The sequence below is a fragment of the Stutzerimonas azotifigens DSM 17556 genome, assembly GCF_000425625.1.
GTDB classification, from domain to species: Bacteria; Pseudomonadota; Gammaproteobacteria; order Pseudomonadales; family Pseudomonadaceae; genus Stutzerimonas; species Stutzerimonas azotifigens.
In genome coordinates, this window is the sequence record NZ_AUDU01000016.1 from 43488 (window position 1) to 60919 (window position 17432).

Sequence of the window (17432 nt, forward strand, 5' to 3'; positions counted from 1 at the left end):
CACCCAGCGGCAGGCATGCGCGCGCCGTTTACGGCTATCCTGGGGTAACGGCATATGCCGCAAGATCAGCGGTTTACGGCGACAATCGAAAATGGCGCTCAGCTTCCGGTCGCTGTGTGCTCGATCACATTCGGGCGCATCGACATTCACCGGGCGCTTGTTATAGTTGGCCGCTGCTGACTTCTTGCCTTCACATCCTGCGTCGAGGATGAACGCGTGACCGAATACAAAGCTTTCCGCGTCGATCTGGCCGACGGCATCGCCCAGGTGGCGATCGACCGGCCGGACAAGCTCAACGCCATGAACGCCGACTTCTGGCGCGAGATCGTCGAGATCTTCCGCTGGGTCGACGAGACCGACGCGGTGCGGGTCGTCGTGCTGTCGGGCGAGGGCAAGCACTTCTCTTCCGGCATCGACCTGCAGATGCTCGCCCAGGCGGCCGCCGAAATGGGGCCGGACGTCGGCCGCAACGCCGAGCGGCTGCGGCGCAAGATCCACAGCCTGCAAGCCTCCCTGAACGCCGTGGACCACTGCCGCAAACCGGTGCTGGCGGCGATCCAGGGCTACTGCCTGGGGGGCGCCATCGATCTCGTCTCGGCCTGTGACATGCGCTACAGCACCCGTGATGCGCGCTTCTCCATCAAGGAGATCGACATGGGCATGGCCGCCGACGTCGGCACGCTGCAGCGGCTGCCGCGCCTGATCGGCGACGGCATGATGCGCGAACTGGCCTACACCGGGCGGATGGTGGAAGGGGACGAGGCCTGCCGCATCGGCCTGGTCAACCGCACCTTCGACGACCAGGCCGCGCTGATGCAGGGCGTTCAGGCGCTGGCCCGCGAGATCGCCGGCAAATCGCCGCTGGCGATCCGGGGCACCAAGCAGATGATCCGCTACATGCGCGATCACCGCGTCGACGACGGGCTGGAGTACGTGGCGACCTGGAACGCCGCCATGCTGCAGGCCCCGGACCTCAAGGTGGCGATGGCAGCCCACCTCGGCAGGCAGACGCCGGAATTCGACGACTGATGCCCTACGATAACGCTGCGCGGGAGGCGCACTAGGCATGGTTACTGGAGCCACATCGCTGGGCATGGTGCGCGACGAACTGTTCGCGACCATGGGAGAAGCCGAGCAGAGCCTCGAACACTTCATCCTCGACCGCAACAATGGCAGCCTGCTGCAACAGGCCGTGGAGGGCCTGCAGCAGGTGCGCGGCACGCTCGCCCTGATCGAACTGACCGGTGCCGAACTGCTGGCGCAGGAAATCCTGCAGCTGGCGACGGACATCCCGGTGGGCGCCGGCGAGGAGCGCGACGGCCAGCTGGCGGCGGTGAGCAACGCGCTCTACGTGCTCGGCCGCTATCTGGAAAGCGTCGACGCCAGCCGCCAGGAAATGCCCGAGGTGCTGCTGCCGGCGATCAACACGCTGCGCATGAGCAGCGGCCAGGCGCCGCTGCCGGAGAGCTTCTTCTTCAGCGTTCGCCTCGACCAGGCCCGGCCGCCGGTCACCGTGGCCGAGCGCGATCCCGCCGCGCGCGCCACCGAGGCCCGCCGCCTGCGGCAGATGTACCAGGTCGGGCTGCTCGGCTTCATCCGCGAAGAGAACCTGCAGGCGAGCCTGAAGCTGATGGCGCGCGCCCTGGGGCGCCTCGACCAACTGCTGGCCAACACCCCCGGCGGGCGCCTGTGCTGGGTCGGCGCGGCCGCCGTGGAGGCGCAGACGGACGGCCAGCTGCTGCCGCGTCGCTCGCGCAAGCAGATGTTCTCGCGCCTGGATCGGGAACTCCGCCAGCTGATCGGCAACCCCGGCCACGAAGCGCCGCGCGGTCTGCTCAAGGAACTGCTCTACATCGTCGCGCTGGCCGACACCTCCGGCCCGGCGGCCAGCGAGGTGCGCGGCGTATTCAGCCTGTCGCCGCTGCCGTTCACCGACCATCTGCTGGAAGAGGAATACCAGCGCCTGGCCGGCCCGGGCCAGGCGGTCATGCGTTCGCTGTCCTCGGCGATCCGCGAGGAACTGACCAGCCTGAAGGACCTGTTGGACCTCATCGAACGGGGCGCGGCGCCGGCCGACGGCTTCTCCAGCCTGCACAGCCTGCTCGGCAAGCTGGCCAAGACGCTCGGCATGGTCGGCCTGTCGTCGGCCGCCAACACGCTGCAGGTGCAGCTGTCCACCGTGTCCGGCTGGAGCCACGAGCAACCGCCGGCGCCCCTGCAGCTGCAGAAGCTGGCCGATGCGGTGCTGTACGTGGAAAGCATGGTGGCCAACCTGGAGCGGGGCGAGCGCCGCGACGCGCGCCCGCAGGAAGCGCTGCCGGGCCTTGAGGGCGAGGCCTTCGCCAACCACCAGCTGACCGAAGCGCGCATCGTGGTGCTCGACGAGGCGGCAGCGGGGCTCGCGCTGGCCAAGCGGGCGATCACCGCCTATCTGGAATCCAGCGGCGAAAGGCTGCACCTGGCCAACGTGCCGTTCAGCCTGCAGGCGGTCCGCGGCGGGCTCTGGTTCCTCGAGCAGCCGCGCGCTGCGGAACTCATCGGCGCCTGCGCCGACTACATCCAGAAACAGATGGTGGAAGGTGCGCAGATGCCCTCCGAACAGATGCTGGAAACCCTCGCCGATGCGCTGACCAGCCTCGAGTACTACCTCGAGGGCGGCGCGGCGCTGCGCCATGACCAGTCCCGCTCGAGCGTGCTGGACCTGGCTGCCGAGAGCGTCAGGGCGCTGGGTATGCCGGTGGCCGCCTGATGAGCCTGCGCTGGCAGGCCGCCGTCCTCGACCCGGCGAAGGCGGGTGGCTGGGCGGTGGTGCACTGCCGGCAGCAATTCCTTTCCGATCCCAACGGCGTGCTGTTCCCGCGCGACTGGCTCAGGCGGCTGGAGCTGCCCGTGGCCAGCGAGCATGGCCTCGGTTATTTCGACGGCGACCCCGTCTACCTGCTGGAGCTGACCGACACCGCCGAGGTGCCGGGGGCACACTGGCAGGGTCTGCGCCAGTTCATGCTGCAGACGCCCGACAACGACCTGTTCCGGATGCTCGGCTATGCGGCGCAGATCGGCACCTGGGCCAGCCAGCATCGCTTCTGCGGCCGCTGCGGCGGGCCCATGACCCAGCACCCCGGCGAGCGTGCCATGCACTGTGCCGCCTGCGGGCTGCACCAGTACCCGCGGATTTCGCCGAGCATGATCGTGCTGGTCACCCGCGGCGACGAGCTGCTGCTGGCGCGCTCGCCGCGCTTCGCGCCTGGCGTCTACAGCACGCTGGCCGGCTTCGTCGAGCCGGGCGAATCGGTGGAGCAGTGCGTCGAGCGCGAGGTGCGCGAGGAAGTCGGCGTCGCCGTGCGCGACCTGCGCTACCGGGCCAGCCAGGGCTGGCCGTTTCCGCACTCGCTGATGCTCGGCTTCCACGCCACCTACGACAGCGGCGAGATCGTTCCGCAGCCCGAGGAAATCGAGGACGCGCGCTGGTTCGGCCTGGACGCCCTGCCGGCCCTGCCTCCGCCGCGCTCGATCGCCCGCTACCTCATCGAAAGCTACCTGGCCGAGCGCCAGGGTCGCGAGCCGCCGCAGCTGCACGTCTGAACGCCGCTCAGCGATACAGCTGCTCCACCAGCCCCCGATAGCGGCGATAGACCTGCTCGTAGGCCTGCACGGCGCTGTCCTGCGGCCAGGTCTGGGTCTCTTCCGCCAGCGCCACGCAGCGTTCGCACAGTTTCGCCAGGCTGGCCGCCGGGTCCTGGCCACGCGCATGGCACCAGGCGGCCTGGAGCGCCGCGCCGAGCGCGCCGGCCTCGGCATGGCGGGTGCAGATCACCGGCGTGGCCATGACGTCGGCGATCATCTGTCGCCACCGGGCGTTCTTCGCGCCGCCGCCGACCAGGCGGATGCGCTCGCTGGCGATGCCGCTTTCGCGCAGCAGGTCGAGCCCGTAGCGCAGGCCGAAAGTCACGCCTTCCAGCACCGCCCGGCACAGGTTCGGCCGGGTCAGGTTTTCCAGGGTCATGCCATGCAGGCTGCCGCTCGCCTGTGGCAGCGGCGGGACCCGCTCGCCGTTGAAGAAGGGCAGCAGGGTTAGGCCGGCGCTGCCGATCGGCGCTTGCTCCACCTGGGCGTCGAAATCGGCGAAGTCGAGCTGCAGCAGGTTGCGGATCGCGGCGTTGGCGTTGGTCAGGTTCATGGTGCAGATCAGCGACAGCCAGCCGCCGCTGGAGGAGCAGAAGGTGGCGACCGCCGGGTGCGGGCTGATCCGCGGCTCGGCCGAGTAGGCGTAAAGGGTGCCCGAGGTGCCGAGGCTCATGGTGATGGCGCCGGGCTCGATGTTGCCGGTGCCGATGGCGCCCATCATGTTGTCGCCTCCGCCGCTGGCGACCGCTACCCACGGGCGCAGGCCGAGCCGTCCGGCGGCCTCGGGTCGCAGCCGGCCGACCGCATCCGAGGCCTCGACCAGAATGGGCAGGGCGCGCTCCAGGCCACCGCCGGGGTCGATGTGGCGCAGCAGCTCCAGGTCCCAGCGGCGCCGTCGCACATCGAAATAGCCGGTGCCCGAGGCGTCGCCGTATTCGGTCCGGCATTCGCCGGTCAGCCAGTGGTTGAGGTAGTCGTGCGGCAGCAGGATGTGGGCGATGCGTTCGAACAGCCGGGGATGATGGCGCCGGGTCCAGAGCAGCTTGGACAGGGTGTAGCCGGGCGCGAGGGCGACGCCGAGCCGCTCCAGCGAGCCCTCGGCACCGCCCAGCCAGGCCAGCAGTTCGTCGTTCTCGGCGGCCGACTCGGTGTCGCACCAGAGCTTGGCCGGCCGCAGCGGGGTGCCGTCTGCATCGAGCAGCACGAGCCCGTGCTGTTGCGCGGACACGCCGATCGCCTCGATGGCCGCGCCCTCGATGCCGGCCGCGGCGATGGCTTCCCGGCTCGCCGCGACCAGCGCCTCGATCCACTGCGGCGCATCCTGCTCGCGGCGCCCGTTGGCGCCGCTGATCAACGTGTGGGAGGCCGCGCCCTCGCCGAGCACCCGCCCGCGCGCCGCGTCGAGGACCAGCGCCTTGGTGCCCTGGGTGCCGCAGTCGATGCCGAGGAACATGCTGCCGCCCTCAGTTGCCGAGCACGGCCCGGAGCGCGCCTGCGACGCCGTCGCGGCGCAGGCGTTCGAGGTTGCGCTCGAACGCCTCGACGAAGGCTCGTGAACGCGGAATCACCCGGCCGAAGATTTCCTCACGGCCGAGCAGCCGTTCAGTCAGGCGCTCGTCATCCTCCACCAGCGCCTGGCAGAAGGTCGCCCGCGGGTCGGGAATCGCATAGCGCTCGCCATGCTCGTCGACGCCCTTGAGGTACAGCGCCCAGGCGGCTACCACCAGCGCACCACGCTCCAGCGGCGCCTCGTCGGCGATCAGTCGCTCGAGGGTCGGCACGGTGAACTTGGAAAATTTCGACGAGCCGTCGGAGCACACCCGTTCCAGCTGGTCGGCGATCGCTCGGTTGGAGAAGCGCCGGATCAGCGTGTCCTTGTAGTCGTCGAGGTCGATGCCGGGCACCGGTGCCAGCTGCGGCGTCACATCGCGGTCCATGTACTGGCGCAGGTAGGCGATGAACAGCGGGTCCTCCAGGGTCTCGTGGACATAGCGGTAGCCGCGCAGCCAGCCGAGGTAGGTGAGGGCGAGGTGGCTGCCGTTGAGCAGCCGGATCTTCATCTCCTCGTAGGGCGTGACGTCCTCGGTGAACTGTACGCCGACCTTTTCCCAGGCCGGGCGGCCGGCGACGAAGCGGTCTTCCAGCACCCACTGCACGAACGGCTCGCAAACCACCGGCCAGGCGTCCTCGACGCCGTGCTCGCGGGCCAGCGCCTCGCGGTGCGCGGTGCTGGTCATGGGCGTGATGCGGTCGACCATCGCATTGGGAAAGCTCACCTCGCGCTCGATCCAGGCGGCCAGCGGTTCGTCGCGCAGGTGGGCGAAGGACAGCAAGGCCTTGCGCGTCACCTCGCCGTTGTGCGGAAGGTTGTCGCAGGACATTACCGTGAACGGCGCCGTGCCGGCCGCGCGACGCCGCGCCAGGGCCTCGCAGAGCAGGCCGAAGACGCTGATCGGCGCCTGCGGCTGGGCCAGGTCATGCTGGATTTCCGGCAGGTCGGCGCGGAATGCACCGGTGGCGTCGTCAATGCAGTAGCCGCCTTCGGTGATGGTCAGCGAGACGATGCGGATCGCCGGATCGGCCAGCTGCGCCACCACCGTTTCCGGCGAATCGTCCACCAGCAGCATGTCGCGCAGGGCGCCGATGACGCGCACCTCGGTGTCCGGCCGGTCGTCCAGTTCCACCAGCGTGTAGAGGTGATCCTGCGCCGCCAGCGCATCGCGCATGGCACGTTCGGGGGCGCGCGTGCCGATCCCGCAGATGCCCCAGTCGAGCCCTTCGCCGGTGTTCATCAGGGCATCGGTGTAGGCCGCCTGGTGGGCGCGGTGGAAGCCGCCGACGCCGATGTGCGCGATGCCCGGGCGCACCCGCGACAGGTCGTAGCCGGGGCGCGCCACGCGTGCGGGCAGGTCGTTGAGATGCGGGCGATTCAACTTCATCGTCGGTACTCGCTCTGGTCGGCGGAATTCAGGCGACCTGTTGCAGCGGCTGGCCGATGGCCTGCCCGTCGCGGTCGAAGAGGTGGCAGTGGTCGACGTCCAGCGACAGGCGCAGGCGCTCGCCGTAGCGCGGCGAGAAATCGCCGCGGATACGCACGGTCAGCGGCTCGCCGGAGTCGGTGCGCACATGGCAGTAGGTGTCGCTGCCGAGCCGTTCGCTGACGTCGGCGGTCACCTCCATCAGGCAGGGGCCGGTTTCGCTGCGGTTCAGGTGCTCCGGGCGGATGCCGAGGGTCACCGGATCGCCGACGGCCAGCGCCGCGCCGCCCAGCGGCAGCACCAGGCGGCAGCCGGCATCGACTTCCACGGCGCAGCCGTCCGCGTTCACCGCGCCGACCCGGCCCTTGAGAAAACCCATCCTCGGTGTGCCGATGAAGGCGGCGACGAACATGTTCGCCGGGCTGTGGTAGAGCGTCATCGGCGAGCCCACCTGTTCGATGCGGCCGCCATTGAGCACCACCACCTTGTCGGCCAGGGTCATGGCCTCGACCTGGTCGTGGGTCACGTAGATCATGGTGGCCTTCAGCTCCTGGTGCAGGCGCGCCAGTTCCAGGCGCATCTGCACGCGCAGCGCGGCGTCGAGGTTCGATAGCGGTTCGTCGAAGAGGAATATCCTGGGGTTGCGCACGATCGCCCGGCCGATCGCCACCCGTTGGCGCTGGCCGCCTGACAGCTGGCGCGGCTTGCGTTCGAGCAGCGGACCGAGCTCGAGGATGCGCGCGGCGTCCTCCACCTTGCGGGCGATCTCCTGCTTGTCGGCGCGGGCCAGCTCGAGGGCGAAGGACAGGTTGCGGCGCACGCTCATGTGCGGGTAGAGCGCGTAGGTCTGGAACACCATGGCCAGGTCGCGCGCGGCCGGCGGCAGGTCGGTGATGTCGCGGCCGTCGAGTTCGATCTGCCCGCCGCTGACGTCCTCCAGCCCGGCGATCAGCCGCAGCAGGGTCGACTTGCCGCAGCCGGAGGGCCCGACGAATACCACGAACTCGCGGTCGCGGATGTCCAAGTCGATGCCCTTGATGATCTCCAGGCCGTCGAAGCCCTTGGTCAGGTTGCGGATCTTCAGTTCAGCCATGTCGGGTCTCCGAGGGAATGGGCCGGCGGCGCACGCTCACTTCACCGCGCCGAAGGACAGGCCGCGCACCAGCTGCTTCTGGCTGATCCAGCCGAAGATCAGGATGGGCGCGCAGGCGAGCGTCGAGACCGCCGAAAGCTTTGCCCAGAACAGGCCTTCGGGGCTCGAGTAGGAGGCGATCAGCGCGCTCAGCGGGGCGGCGTTGGACGATGTCAGGTTCAGCGACCAGAATGCCTCGTTCCAGCACAGGATCACCGACAGCAGCACGGTGGAGGCCAGGCCGCCGCGGGCGATCGGCAGCAGCACCTGGACGATCTCCTGCAGCGTGCTGGCGCCGTCCATGCGCGCCGCTTCGAGGATGTCGCGGGGAATGTCGCGAAAATAGGTGTAGATCATCCAGACCATGATCGGCAGGTTGATCAGGGTGTAGATCACGATCAGCACGGTGCGGGTGTCGAGCAGCCCGAACTGCTTGGCCAGCAGGTAGATCGGCACCAGCACGCCCACCGGCGGGAGCATCTTGGTCGACAGCATCCAGAGCAGGGTGCCTTTGGTCCGGCGGGTCTCGAAGAACGCCATGGAATAGGCCGCCGGCACCGCGATCAACATGCCCAGCGCGGTGGCGCCGAAGGCGATGAACACCGAGTTCCAGGCGTACTTGAAGTAGCCGCTGCGGTCCTGGATGTGCAGGTAGTTTTCCAGCGTCGGGGTGAAGACGAACTGCGGCGGCGTGGCGAAGGCCTCGAGCTCGGTCTTGAAGCTGGTCAGCAGCATCCACAGGATCGGGAAGAACAGCAGCAGCGCCAGCGCCCAGGACAGGGTGCCGGTCAGTACCGTGGTGAGGCGACGGCTTTGCTTGAGCGTGAGCATCGAGGGGCCCTCAGTACTTTTCCGTCAGGTTCTTGCCGAGCATGCGCACCAGCACGATGGCGGCGATGTTGGCGATCACCACCGCGATCAGGCCGCCGGCCGAGGCCATGCCGACGTCGAATTGCAGCAGCGCCTGGTTGTAGATCAGGTAGGCGAGGTTGGTGGAGGCGTAGCCAGGGCCGCCGCTGGTGGTGGTGAAGATTTCGGCGAACACGGAGAGCAGGAAGATCGTCTCGATCATCACCACCACGGCGATCGGCCGCGCCAGGTGCGGCAGCGTCAGGTGCCAGAAGATCGCCAGCGGCCCGGCACCGTCCAGCCGTGCGGCTTCCTTCTGCTCCTGGTCGAGCGACTGCATGGCGGTCATCAGGATCAGGATCGCGAACGGCAGCCATTGCCAGGAGACGATGATGATGACCGACAGCAGCGGGTACTCGGCCAGCCAGTCGATCGGGCGGGCGCCGAAGAACTTCCACAGCGCGGCGAGGATTCCGGAAACCGGGTGGAACAGCAGGTTCTTCCAGATCAGCGCGCTGACCGTGGGCATGATGAAGAATGGCGAGATCAGCAACACCCGCACCAGGCCGCGGCCGGGGAATTCCGCCGCCTCCAGCAGGGCGGCGATCAGTACGCCGAGCACCACGCTGATCAGCAGCACGCTGCCGACCAGCAGCAGGGTGTTGAGCATGCCCGGAACGAAGCCGGCATCGGTGAGGAAGTAGTAGAAGTTCTCGAACCCGACGAAATCGTTGTCGCCCGGGTACAGCAGGTTGTAGCGGATGGTCGAGAAGTAGACGGTCATCGCCAGCGGTACCAGCATCCAGAGCAGCAACAGCGCGACCGAGGGGCTGACCAGGAACCAGCCGGGCCCGAGCCGGCGCATGGCACGGGCCGCCCGCGCCGCAGGCGCCGTGGTGCGGGGAGCGGTAGGGAGGGTGGTGGTGTTCATCTCGGCAACTCCGATCCGGCCCGTTCCCTGGGCGAGCATGAGCGGGTGAGGTCCGGCCGTTCGCGTGTCCGGGTGGTACAGGCGCAGCGGCTCACTTCGGGTAGCCGGCGCGCTTCATCTCCCGGGCGGTGCTCTGCTGGGCGGCGGCGAGCATCTGCTCGACCGGCATCTGCCCGGTCAGGGCCGCGGAGAACATCTTGCCGACCTGGGTGCCGATCGCCTGGAACTCGGGGATGGTCACCAGCTGGATGCCGATGTAGGGCACCGGCTTGGCCGAGGGGTTGGCCGGGTCGACCTGCTTGAGCGACTCCAGCGTCACCTCGGCGAAGGGTGCCGCCTGCATGTAGGCCTCGCTGTAGGTGGAGGCGCGGGTGCCCGGCGGGACGTTGGCCACGCCGTCGGTCTCGGCGACCAGCGAGGCGTAGGCCTGCGACGTGGCCCAGGTGACGAAGGCCATGGCCGCGTCCTTCTGCTTGGAGGTGGTGGGGATGGCCAGCGCCCAGGAATACAGCCAGGCCGAGCCCTTCTCGGTGGTCTCGTGCGGGGCGAAGGTGAAACCGACCGAGTCGGCCACCTTGCTCTGCGACGGATCGCTGACGAAGGAGCCGGCAACGGTGGCATCGACCCAGATCGCGCACTTGCCGCTGTTGAACAGCGCCAGGTTCTCGTTGAAACCGTTGCTCGAGGCGCCAGGCGGGCCGTAGCTGGAGAGGGTGTCGACGTAGAACTGCGTCGCCTTGCGCCATTCGGGGCTGGTGAATTCGGGCATCCACTGCTCGTCGAACCAGCGCGCGCCGAATGCGTTGGCGATGGTGGTGACCAGGGCCATGTTCTCGCCCCAGCCGGCCTTGCCGCGCAGGCAGATGCCGTACTGCTCCTGCTCGGGCTTGTGCAGCTTGCCGGCCATCTCGGCGATCTGCGTCCAGGTGGGGCGTTCGGGCATGTCCAGGCCGGCCTGCTCGAGCAGGTCGGTGCGGTAGTAGGTCATCGAGCTCTCGCCGTAGAAGGGCAGGGCGTAGAGCGTGCCGTCGACCGACAGCCCCTCGCGCACCGAAGGGAAGACGTCGTCGACGGCATAGTCGGCGGGCAGGTCGGTCATCGGCGCCAGCCAGCCCTTCTCACCCCACAGCGAGGCCTCGTACATGCCGATGGTGAGCACGTCGAACTGGCCGCTCTGGGTGGCGATGTCGGTGGTCAGGCGCTGGCGCAGCACGTTCTCCTCGAGCACCACCCATTCCAGGTCGATGTCGGGGTGCTGCTGCTCGAACGTCTGCGACAGGCGCTGCATGCGGATCATGTCGGCGTTGTTGACGGTGGCGATGGTGACCGTCTCGGCGGCCTGCGCGAAGCCCGCCAGGGCGAGGCAGCCGGTGCCGATGAGCGCGTTGCTGATCTTCATTGTCGGACTCCTCTTCCGCGCCCGCTGCGGCGGAAGCTCTTATTGTTGTTTTCGCATGCCCTTGGGCGTGCGTTCGGGAGCATTACAGCCCCGCCGGCGCACGCCGACAAAGCCCTGGAGGCACTGCGATCGATACTTTCTTGCAGTCCTGCAGATTGGCGCACAGTGGAGCAGGGCGCATGGCGTGCGGCCGGGCGCCGGGCTGTCCGGTTTCTTGACGGCGCAAAGCGTATTAGCCGGCGCGGTTCTGCTCGGTGAGGCGCTCCATCGCCAGGCGGCGGTAGCGCGAGGGCGTCATGCCCTTGAGCTGCTGGAAGCGCCGGTTGAAGTTCGACAGGTTGTTGAAGCCCGACTCGAAGCAGACGTCGGTGACCGGCTTGTCGCTGTCGACCAGCAGTTCGCAGGACTTGCTGATCCGCAGGCTGTTGACGAACTCCACGTAGCAGCGCCCGGTGGCGCGCTTGAAGAAGCGCGAGAAGTAGGTCGGCTTCATGCCCAGGTGCGAGGCCACTTCCTCCAGCGGCAGCTCGCGCATGTAGTGGGCGAAGATGTAGTTCACCGCCAGGTTGGTGCGATCGACGTGCAGGTCGTCGCCGAGCTGCACCGCGGTCGCGCCCGAGAGCAGCTGATAGTCGTCGCAGGCAGCGAGCAGCTCCAGCATGATCAGGAAGTAGCCGAGCCGGGTCATGCCCTGCGAGTCGGCCACCTGCTGCATCAGCTGGCGGGCGCGGCGGATGGTGCGGGGGCAGCGGAACTCGATGCCGTAGCGCGAGCGTTCGAGCATCGGCGTCAGCTGGCGCAGCTCGGAGAACACCCCGCTGGCGGCCTGCAGCAGCTCGTCGGTGAAGTTGACCAGCATGTCGCGCTTGCGCACCACCTCGCCCTCGTCCACCTGGCTGATCCAGTTGTGCGGCAGGTGCGGGCCGGTGAGAAACAGGCTGTCGGGTGCGAAATTGCCGACATAGTCGCCGATGAAGACCTTGCCGGAGCTGGCGACGATCAGGTGCAGCTCGTATTCCTTGTGGTTGTGCCAGCGCACCAGCGGGCAGGGGAAGCCGTGCTCGCGATAGATGAGGGACTGGCCGTCGTGGTCGTCCATCAGCTCGTAGGAAGGGTCGGTGTTTCTTGTTGTTCTGTGGTTGTGCACGGTGGTCGTTCCGTCGATGGCTGGATCGCGCCAGCGGGACTGTACGAAAGGCCGGGCGGCAGGGTCTAGCCGGCCGCCGGCGACAGGCCGGGGACCTCGTGGCGGCGGGGCAGGTCCGGGCCGGTGCGTGAGCAGGTCACGCTGGCGGCGGCGATGGCGACGCCCAGCATGGCGCCGAGATCGGCGCGGCTCAGGCTGCCCAGGGCTTCCCGTCCGGCGAGCCCGCGCGCGTGCAACCAGGCCAGCACCGCCGCCTGGAAGGTATCGCCGGCGCCGACCGTGTCGCATAGCCGGGTTGCCTGCGCAGGCAGGTGGAGCGCGCCATGGCGCCGGCTGAAGACGCTGGCGCCGCCGCTGCCGCGGGTGAGCAGGACCAGCTCGCAGCGCTCGCCGAGCCAGCTTTCGGCGATCGCCTCGGCGGGGCTGTGCGGGTAGAGCGCGCGCAGGTCCTCGTCGCTGACCTTGATCAGGTGCGCGTACCGGGCCAGCGCTTCGACGCGCCCGCGCCACACTCCGGCATCGGGCTCGACGTTGAGACGCACGTTCGGATCGAGGCTGATCAGGCGCCGGCCCTGTTCGCGCTCGACCAGCGCCAGCAGGGTGTCGGCGACCGGCGGGACCACCAGCGAGTAGGAGCCGAGGTGGATGGCGCGAATCGCATCGTCCAGTGCCGGCAGGTGTTTCAGGCGCGGCAGGCGATCGGCGCAGCCGTCGCCGCGGAAGCCGTACACCGGGGAGCCGTCGGCCCCGACGCCGACCGTCGCCAGGGTGGTCGGCGCATCGAAGCGAACCAGGAAACGCCGTTCCACGCCTTCGTCCTGCAGCACGCGCAGCAGCTGGTTCCCGAGGGGGTCGGTCGACAGCCCGGTGAAGAGCGCGGCCGGCACGCCGAGCCGGGCCAGGCCGACTGCCACGTTGAACGGCGAACCACCGGCGACGGCTTCGAGCGTCAGCCGGTTGGCCACTCCGGGGCGGGCCGGCGAGGCGAACAGGTCGAACAGCGCTTCACCGCAGACGAGGAACATGAGGGTGCCCGGCAGGAAAGAGTCCACCGGAGCTTAGACCGGCGGCGGAGGCCGTGACAGTACGAACCTGACCTGCGACCGATACGATCCTGCACGGTCGCCGGCACTAGTAGACCCACACCTCGACCCGGCGATTCTTGATCCGGCCGCTGCCCCCATCATTAGAAGCAACAGGAAGATCATCCCCCAACCCGTTGATATCCTTGACGGTTATACCCAGCTTCGTCAGCTCGCGACGAACCGTCATGGCGCGCAGACGCGACAGCAGCGAAGCGCGTTGCGGGTTGGCCTTGGCGTCGCCGAAGCCTACCAGCACCGCACGCTCCTGCAGCTTGTCGTGGGCTGCCAGGTAGGCGGCCAGCCGCTGCAGGTCGCGTTGTGCCTTGTTGTCCAGCACCGCGCTGCCTTCCTCGAAGCGGAAATTGACTGTCAGCCGGCTGGCCTCGTTGGCGAGCTGCCGGTAGGCCATCGGCATGTCGGGCTGGCTGGGCAGGCGGATGGCCTCGACCTGCTGGGCGATGTAGCCGCTGCGAGGGACCAGCGCCTGGCCAGCGTCGCTCTGGGCGAATTCGATCAGCGCCCGGGCCCAGGCGCTCTGTCCGCTGGGCGGCGCGTAGAGGAACAGCCGGCGCGACAGTGGATAGTCCTCGGTGGCGATCATCGCCGGGGTAGGGGCCATCGCCTGCGACTGGCCGTCGGCGATCGGCAGCGCCCGCGCGCGGCCTACCGACGCATAGCCGACGAAGCCGATGGCGCCGAGGTCGCCGGCTACCGTCGCCGACAGCTGGTCGTTGGACTCATAACGGCTGGCGCCGCTCGCCAGCTTCTTGCCGTGCGGCGCCAGTACCAGTTCCTTGAAGGTGTCGTAGGTCCCGGAATTGTCGTCGCGCGCGTGGATCCGTACGGGCTGGTCCGGCCCGCCGACCTCCGTCCAGTTGGCGATTTCGCCGGAGAACAGCCGGGCCAGCGTCTCGGTGTCTAGCCTGGGCAGCGGGTTGGCCGGGTTGACGATGATGGCCAGGCCGTCGATGGCGATCACCTGTTCCGCGGCGCTGCTCTTCAGATCGCCAAGGGAGGCCAGCGCCCTGACTTCCGATTCCTTGATCGGTCGCGAGGACGCGGCGATATCTGCGGTGGCGTCCTTCAGGCCGACGAAACCGGTGCTCGATCCATGCGCGGCGACCAGCGCGGTGACCAGCTGGCCGCCGGGCCCGCGGCCGGTGACGCGCTGTTCGTTTTCCTCGCCGGTCGGGGCGATGCGGATGTCCGACAGCCCCTGCTGGTCGAACAGGCCGGCGATCAGCAGGGGGGCCAGCTTGGCGCCGACGGTGTTGGAGCCCTGGATCCGCAACACCGGCGAGCCGTCTGCCGGCACCGGTAGTGCACCGAGGGTGACCGAGGGCAGGCAGAGCAGCGAGCAGAACAGCGCCGCGAGCAGCGCGCGATACGCTGGAACCCGCGTGCTAGAGAGGGAATTACGCATACGCAACCTTCCATGGGAGAAGGCCACGAGATTAAGACCGTTCGGTTACAGCGAGATGACCGCGACTCGCCAGTATGAGAAGGATTGCACGAGAGTCTAGCTAAGCCCCGGCACCTCAGCCCGACGTCGCTGAACCTGAACAGACCAGCCGGCGGGAATAGCCGGGCCATGCCGAGAGCGCAGCCAAGTATCCAGGTTCACTGCTGGCTCCGTTCGTAAATTTTCTCCTGCCATTTCGCCGAACAAGCGCCACCAACTCCAGCAGCAATCGAAGACCCGCCAACTACGATCAAGCCGCAAACGACTCCGCCTATATCGCCTATCGTCTGACCCGATGCCAATGCGAGCCAGCTACGGACCTGTCAAGGCCGCGGCAGGCCGATCCACCACCCAGACCCCGCCGAACTACCCGTCTCGGTGAAGCGGATCTCCTGGCACGCCTGAGGTTTTCCTGGCCCCGCGTACCGGAGCATCATTTGTCGCTGCTGAGCTTTATCAGGCCCACCAGCAGGAACAGCCAGGCCATGCCGATAACTGCCAGCCAGCTAGACAAGGCCATCAGGCGCCGCAGCGAGCGAGGAAAATTACGGACATCATCGGCATCGAGAGTCCCTTTGCGAACGAGATATTGCGAAAAGAGCAAAGCGCCGCTAAGCGAGCTGACCAGGTAGCAACGCGAAGCCAGACTGGTAGTTCCCAGAATATCCTGCTGCCTCGCCCAGGCACTGTTTGGAAAGGCCGAAAGCATGGTGTCGAAGTGGCGGCTACAGGCGATGTAGACGCCAATTGCCACGCCGGGAAGGCTAATTACAAAGGGGGCCAGAAGACAGGCAATCTGCAACTCCAGGGGCCAGCTTTCAAACCAAACCTTGAAGCTCATGGCTGTCTCCATTCATATATTTTTTCCCCAGCCAACTCCCCGGCCCACTCGCCGCCTTTGCCCCCTGCAACACTGCCAACCCCCACAACCACCAAGCCGCACACAATCCCGCCTATACCGCCCGAGCCTAGGCCGATGGCTGTGCAGATAGCGGGAGCGGTAACGCTCCCAGCCCAGACGCCTGCCGATCCACCACCCAATCCCCGGCAAAACTACCCGTCTCGGTGAAGCGGATCTCCTGGCACGCCTGAGGTTTTCCTGGCCCCGCATACCGGAGCATCATTTGCCGCTGCTGAGTTCTATCAGGCCCACCAGCAGGAACAGCCAGGCCATGCCGACAGCACAAAGCCACCAGGCAACAACCATTCGGCGCTTGATCGGGGGGGGCAGTTTCCGAACCTCATCCTCATCGAGTTCTCCACGCCCGATATGTCCATTTGGCCACAGTGCTATAGCCGCCAAGCTGCTGGTCAGAATGAGGCGCGAACGCAAGCCATTGCCACCCCACAGCAATTTTTGCCTTTTGACATATGTGCTGTTAGGAAACATCGAGAGGATCGTTTCGAGATTTCGGTATGCCATGACAAGAAACATGAAGACACCAGACAGACCGATCACGAACGGCGCCAGAAGACAGGCAATCTGCAACTCCAGGGGCCAGCTTTCAAACCAAACCTTGAAGCTCATGGCTGTCTCCATTCATATATTTTTTCCCCAGCCAACTCCCCGGCCCACTCGCCGCTTTTGCCCCCTGCGACACTGCTAACCCCTACCACTACCAGGCCACAAACGACTCCGCCTATGCCGCCTGATCCGATGCCAATGGCCGCGCACATCGAACCAGCTACGGAGCCGGTCACGGCCACAGCAACCGATGCACCACCCAGCCCCCCGCCGAAGCTGCCCGCCTCGGTGAAGCGGATCTTCTGGCAGGCCTCGGTCTTCCCGGCGCGGCAGACGTCCTGAACCGTCATGGCGGAGGCGGTTCCGGACAGGGCGATGCCGATGTGGCCGCCATATTTGAGGTACTTGGCCGCTTTGGCGACCTCATCCATGTGGGTGGCGTAGCCGGGTATCTGGCCGGGAGCGCCGCCTTTGCTCCAGTGGTGTACCAGGCTGCGGGTGGAGATGCCGAGGTCGCGGCGCAGCGTCGGGTAGCAGCCCAGACCCAGCTGCTTGCCGAGCAAGGTCGCCTTCAGCTGGTGGTCGAGCTGGCGGTACAGCTGTTGGCGTGTGGCGAAAAACTGCGGGCTTTTCAGGTGGCCGTGGGTGGTGAATTCACGTCGATGCAGGTATTCGACGTCACGCAAGGTGCCTGCGATCTGTTTCAGCCCGTTCTCCAGCACGTCCTTGCCGACCCCGAGCGCTCCACCGGCACCGCCGAGCATCAGCGCGATTTCGGCCTGATGCTCAGCCATGAAGTCGGCCTCGTCTTCGCTCAGCGGCCCCAGGGCATCACGCACCCTGGTGGCCGCGGCCATCAGGTCGGCTTCTTCACGCAAACAGGCGGTCGGGTTGAGCAGGTTGCCGATGATGAACATTTCGCCCGCCTTGAAGCCTTGGGCGAAGGTGGGATTGAGCGACTTGATGCGATTGACCAGATGAGTGTGAGGCCTGTCGGTGAACAGCCTGGCGAGCACCTGCTCGCCGGACATGCTGCGCGGTACGACGTAGAAGCCAGGAGGCAGGGGCTCGGGGAGCTTGAGCATGTCGGGCGGCGGCCAGTCCGCGAGCTCGGGGACAGCCTCGGTTTTTTGCTCCCAGGCGGCAAAGGAGGCACCACCGTTTCCAGGCCGGCTCTTCGATAAATCAGCCTGAGGGCTCCAGCTCTGATCCGTACCCCAGCCGAGATCGCGGCTCCCTGTACTGTCGGTTTTCCAGTCGGTATCTGGACTCCAACCCTGATCGAACGCGTAGGCCGGGTTTTTGAGGGGTTCCGTCCCCATGGAAATCTCCCTGTGCTGTCGAATCAACCGGGAGTCTA

The 17432-nt window shown here is 67.3% G+C and carries 15 protein-coding genes; 3 read left to right on the forward strand and 12 right to left on the reverse strand.

Features of this window, described 5'->3' with window-relative positions; all coding sequences use genetic code 11:
* Positions 1-216: 216 nt before the first annotated feature.
* Genes H610_RS0100215 through nudC form a run of 3 tightly spaced genes read left to right on the forward strand, consistent with a single transcriptional unit; the run spans position 217 to position 3582 of the window.
* On the forward strand, positions 217-1029 hold the full coding sequence (locus H610_RS0100215) for a crotonase/enoyl-CoA hydratase family protein (RefSeq protein ID WP_028237845.1): 813 nt from the start codon (positions 217-219) through the stop codon (positions 1027-1029).
* Positions 1030-1066: 37 nt separating this feature from the next.
* Positions 1067-2749, forward strand: coding sequence for a hypothetical protein (locus tag H610_RS0100220; RefSeq protein ID WP_028237846.1), 1683 nt, complete (start codon positions 1067-1069; stop codon positions 2747-2749).
* Entirely contained in the window at positions 2749-3582 is an 834-nt protein-coding gene (gene nudC, locus H610_RS0100225; protein WP_028237847.1) for an NAD(+) diphosphatase, read from the forward strand. The genes H610_RS0100220 and nudC overlap by 1 nt, the downstream gene beginning before the upstream one ends.
* A gap of 7 nt (positions 3583-3589) precedes the next feature.
* Here nudC and xylB read toward each other — a convergent pair whose 3' ends face one another.
* The 12 genes from xylB to H610_RS0100285 all read right to left on the reverse strand — a co-directional run bounded on the left by xylB (position 3590) and on the right by H610_RS0100285 (position 17394).
* On the reverse strand, positions 3590-5077 hold the full coding sequence (gene xylB, locus H610_RS0100230) for a xylulokinase (RefSeq protein WP_028237848.1): 1488 nt from the start codon (positions 5075-5077) through the stop codon (positions 3590-3592).
* 10 nt (positions 5078-5087) lie between these two features.
* Complete coding sequence (locus H610_RS0100235) at positions 5088-6563, reverse strand: mannitol dehydrogenase family protein (RefSeq protein ID WP_028237849.1); 1476 nt, start codon at positions 6561-6563, stop codon at positions 5088-5090.
* A gap of 28 nt (positions 6564-6591) precedes the next feature.
* On the reverse strand, positions 6592-7695 hold the full coding sequence (locus H610_RS0100240) for an ABC transporter ATP-binding protein (protein ID WP_028237850.1): 1104 nt from the start codon (positions 7693-7695) through the stop codon (positions 6592-6594).
* A 36-nt stretch (positions 7696-7731) separates the two neighbouring features.
* Positions 7732-8565: a carbohydrate ABC transporter permease gene (locus tag H610_RS0100245; RefSeq protein WP_028237851.1), complete on the reverse strand. Its 834-nt coding sequence runs from the start codon at positions 8563-8565 to the stop codon at positions 7732-7734.
* 10 nt (positions 8566-8575) lie between these two features.
* On the reverse strand, positions 8576-9514 hold the full coding sequence (locus H610_RS0100250) for a carbohydrate ABC transporter permease (RefSeq protein ID WP_028237852.1): 939 nt from the start codon (positions 9512-9514) through the stop codon (positions 8576-8578).
* 91 nt (positions 9515-9605) lie between these two features.
* Positions 9606-10913: an ABC transporter substrate-binding protein gene (locus tag H610_RS0100255; protein WP_028237853.1), complete on the reverse strand. Its 1308-nt coding sequence runs from the start codon at positions 10911-10913 to the stop codon at positions 9606-9608.
* Between the two features lie 232 nt (positions 10914-11145).
* Positions 11146-12012 carry an AraC family transcriptional regulator gene (locus H610_RS0100260; RefSeq protein ID WP_051231398.1) on the reverse strand — a complete coding sequence of 289 codons (867 nt, stop codon included), beginning with the start codon at positions 12010-12012 and terminating at the stop codon, positions 11146-11148.
* A gap of 113 nt (positions 12013-12125) precedes the next feature.
* Positions 12126-13085, reverse strand: coding sequence for a carbohydrate kinase family protein (locus H610_RS0100265; protein WP_028237855.1), 960 nt, complete (start codon positions 13083-13085; stop codon positions 12126-12128).
* A 106-nt stretch (positions 13086-13191) separates the two neighbouring features.
* A complete protein-coding gene (locus H610_RS0100270; RefSeq protein WP_084166331.1) occupies positions 13192-14568 on the reverse strand; it encodes a substrate-binding domain-containing protein in 1377 nt (458 codons plus the stop codon).
* A 472-nt stretch (positions 14569-15040) separates the two neighbouring features.
* Positions 15041-15448 carry a hypothetical protein gene (locus H610_RS0100275; protein WP_051231399.1) on the reverse strand — a complete coding sequence of 136 codons (408 nt, stop codon included), beginning with the start codon at positions 15446-15448 and terminating at the stop codon, positions 15041-15043.
* Positions 15449-15727: 279 nt separating this feature from the next.
* The gene (locus tag H610_RS0100280) at positions 15728-16135 is read right to left on the reverse strand and encodes a hypothetical protein (RefSeq protein ID WP_051231401.1); all 408 of its coding nucleotides are present in this window, start codon (positions 16133-16135) and stop codon (positions 15728-15730) included.
* Entirely contained in the window at positions 16132-17394 is a 1263-nt protein-coding gene (locus tag H610_RS0100285) for a hypothetical protein (RefSeq protein WP_028237859.1), read from the reverse strand. Before H610_RS0100285 ends, H610_RS0100280 begins: the two co-directional genes overlap by 4 nt.
* Positions 17395-17432: the final 38 nt, after the last annotated feature.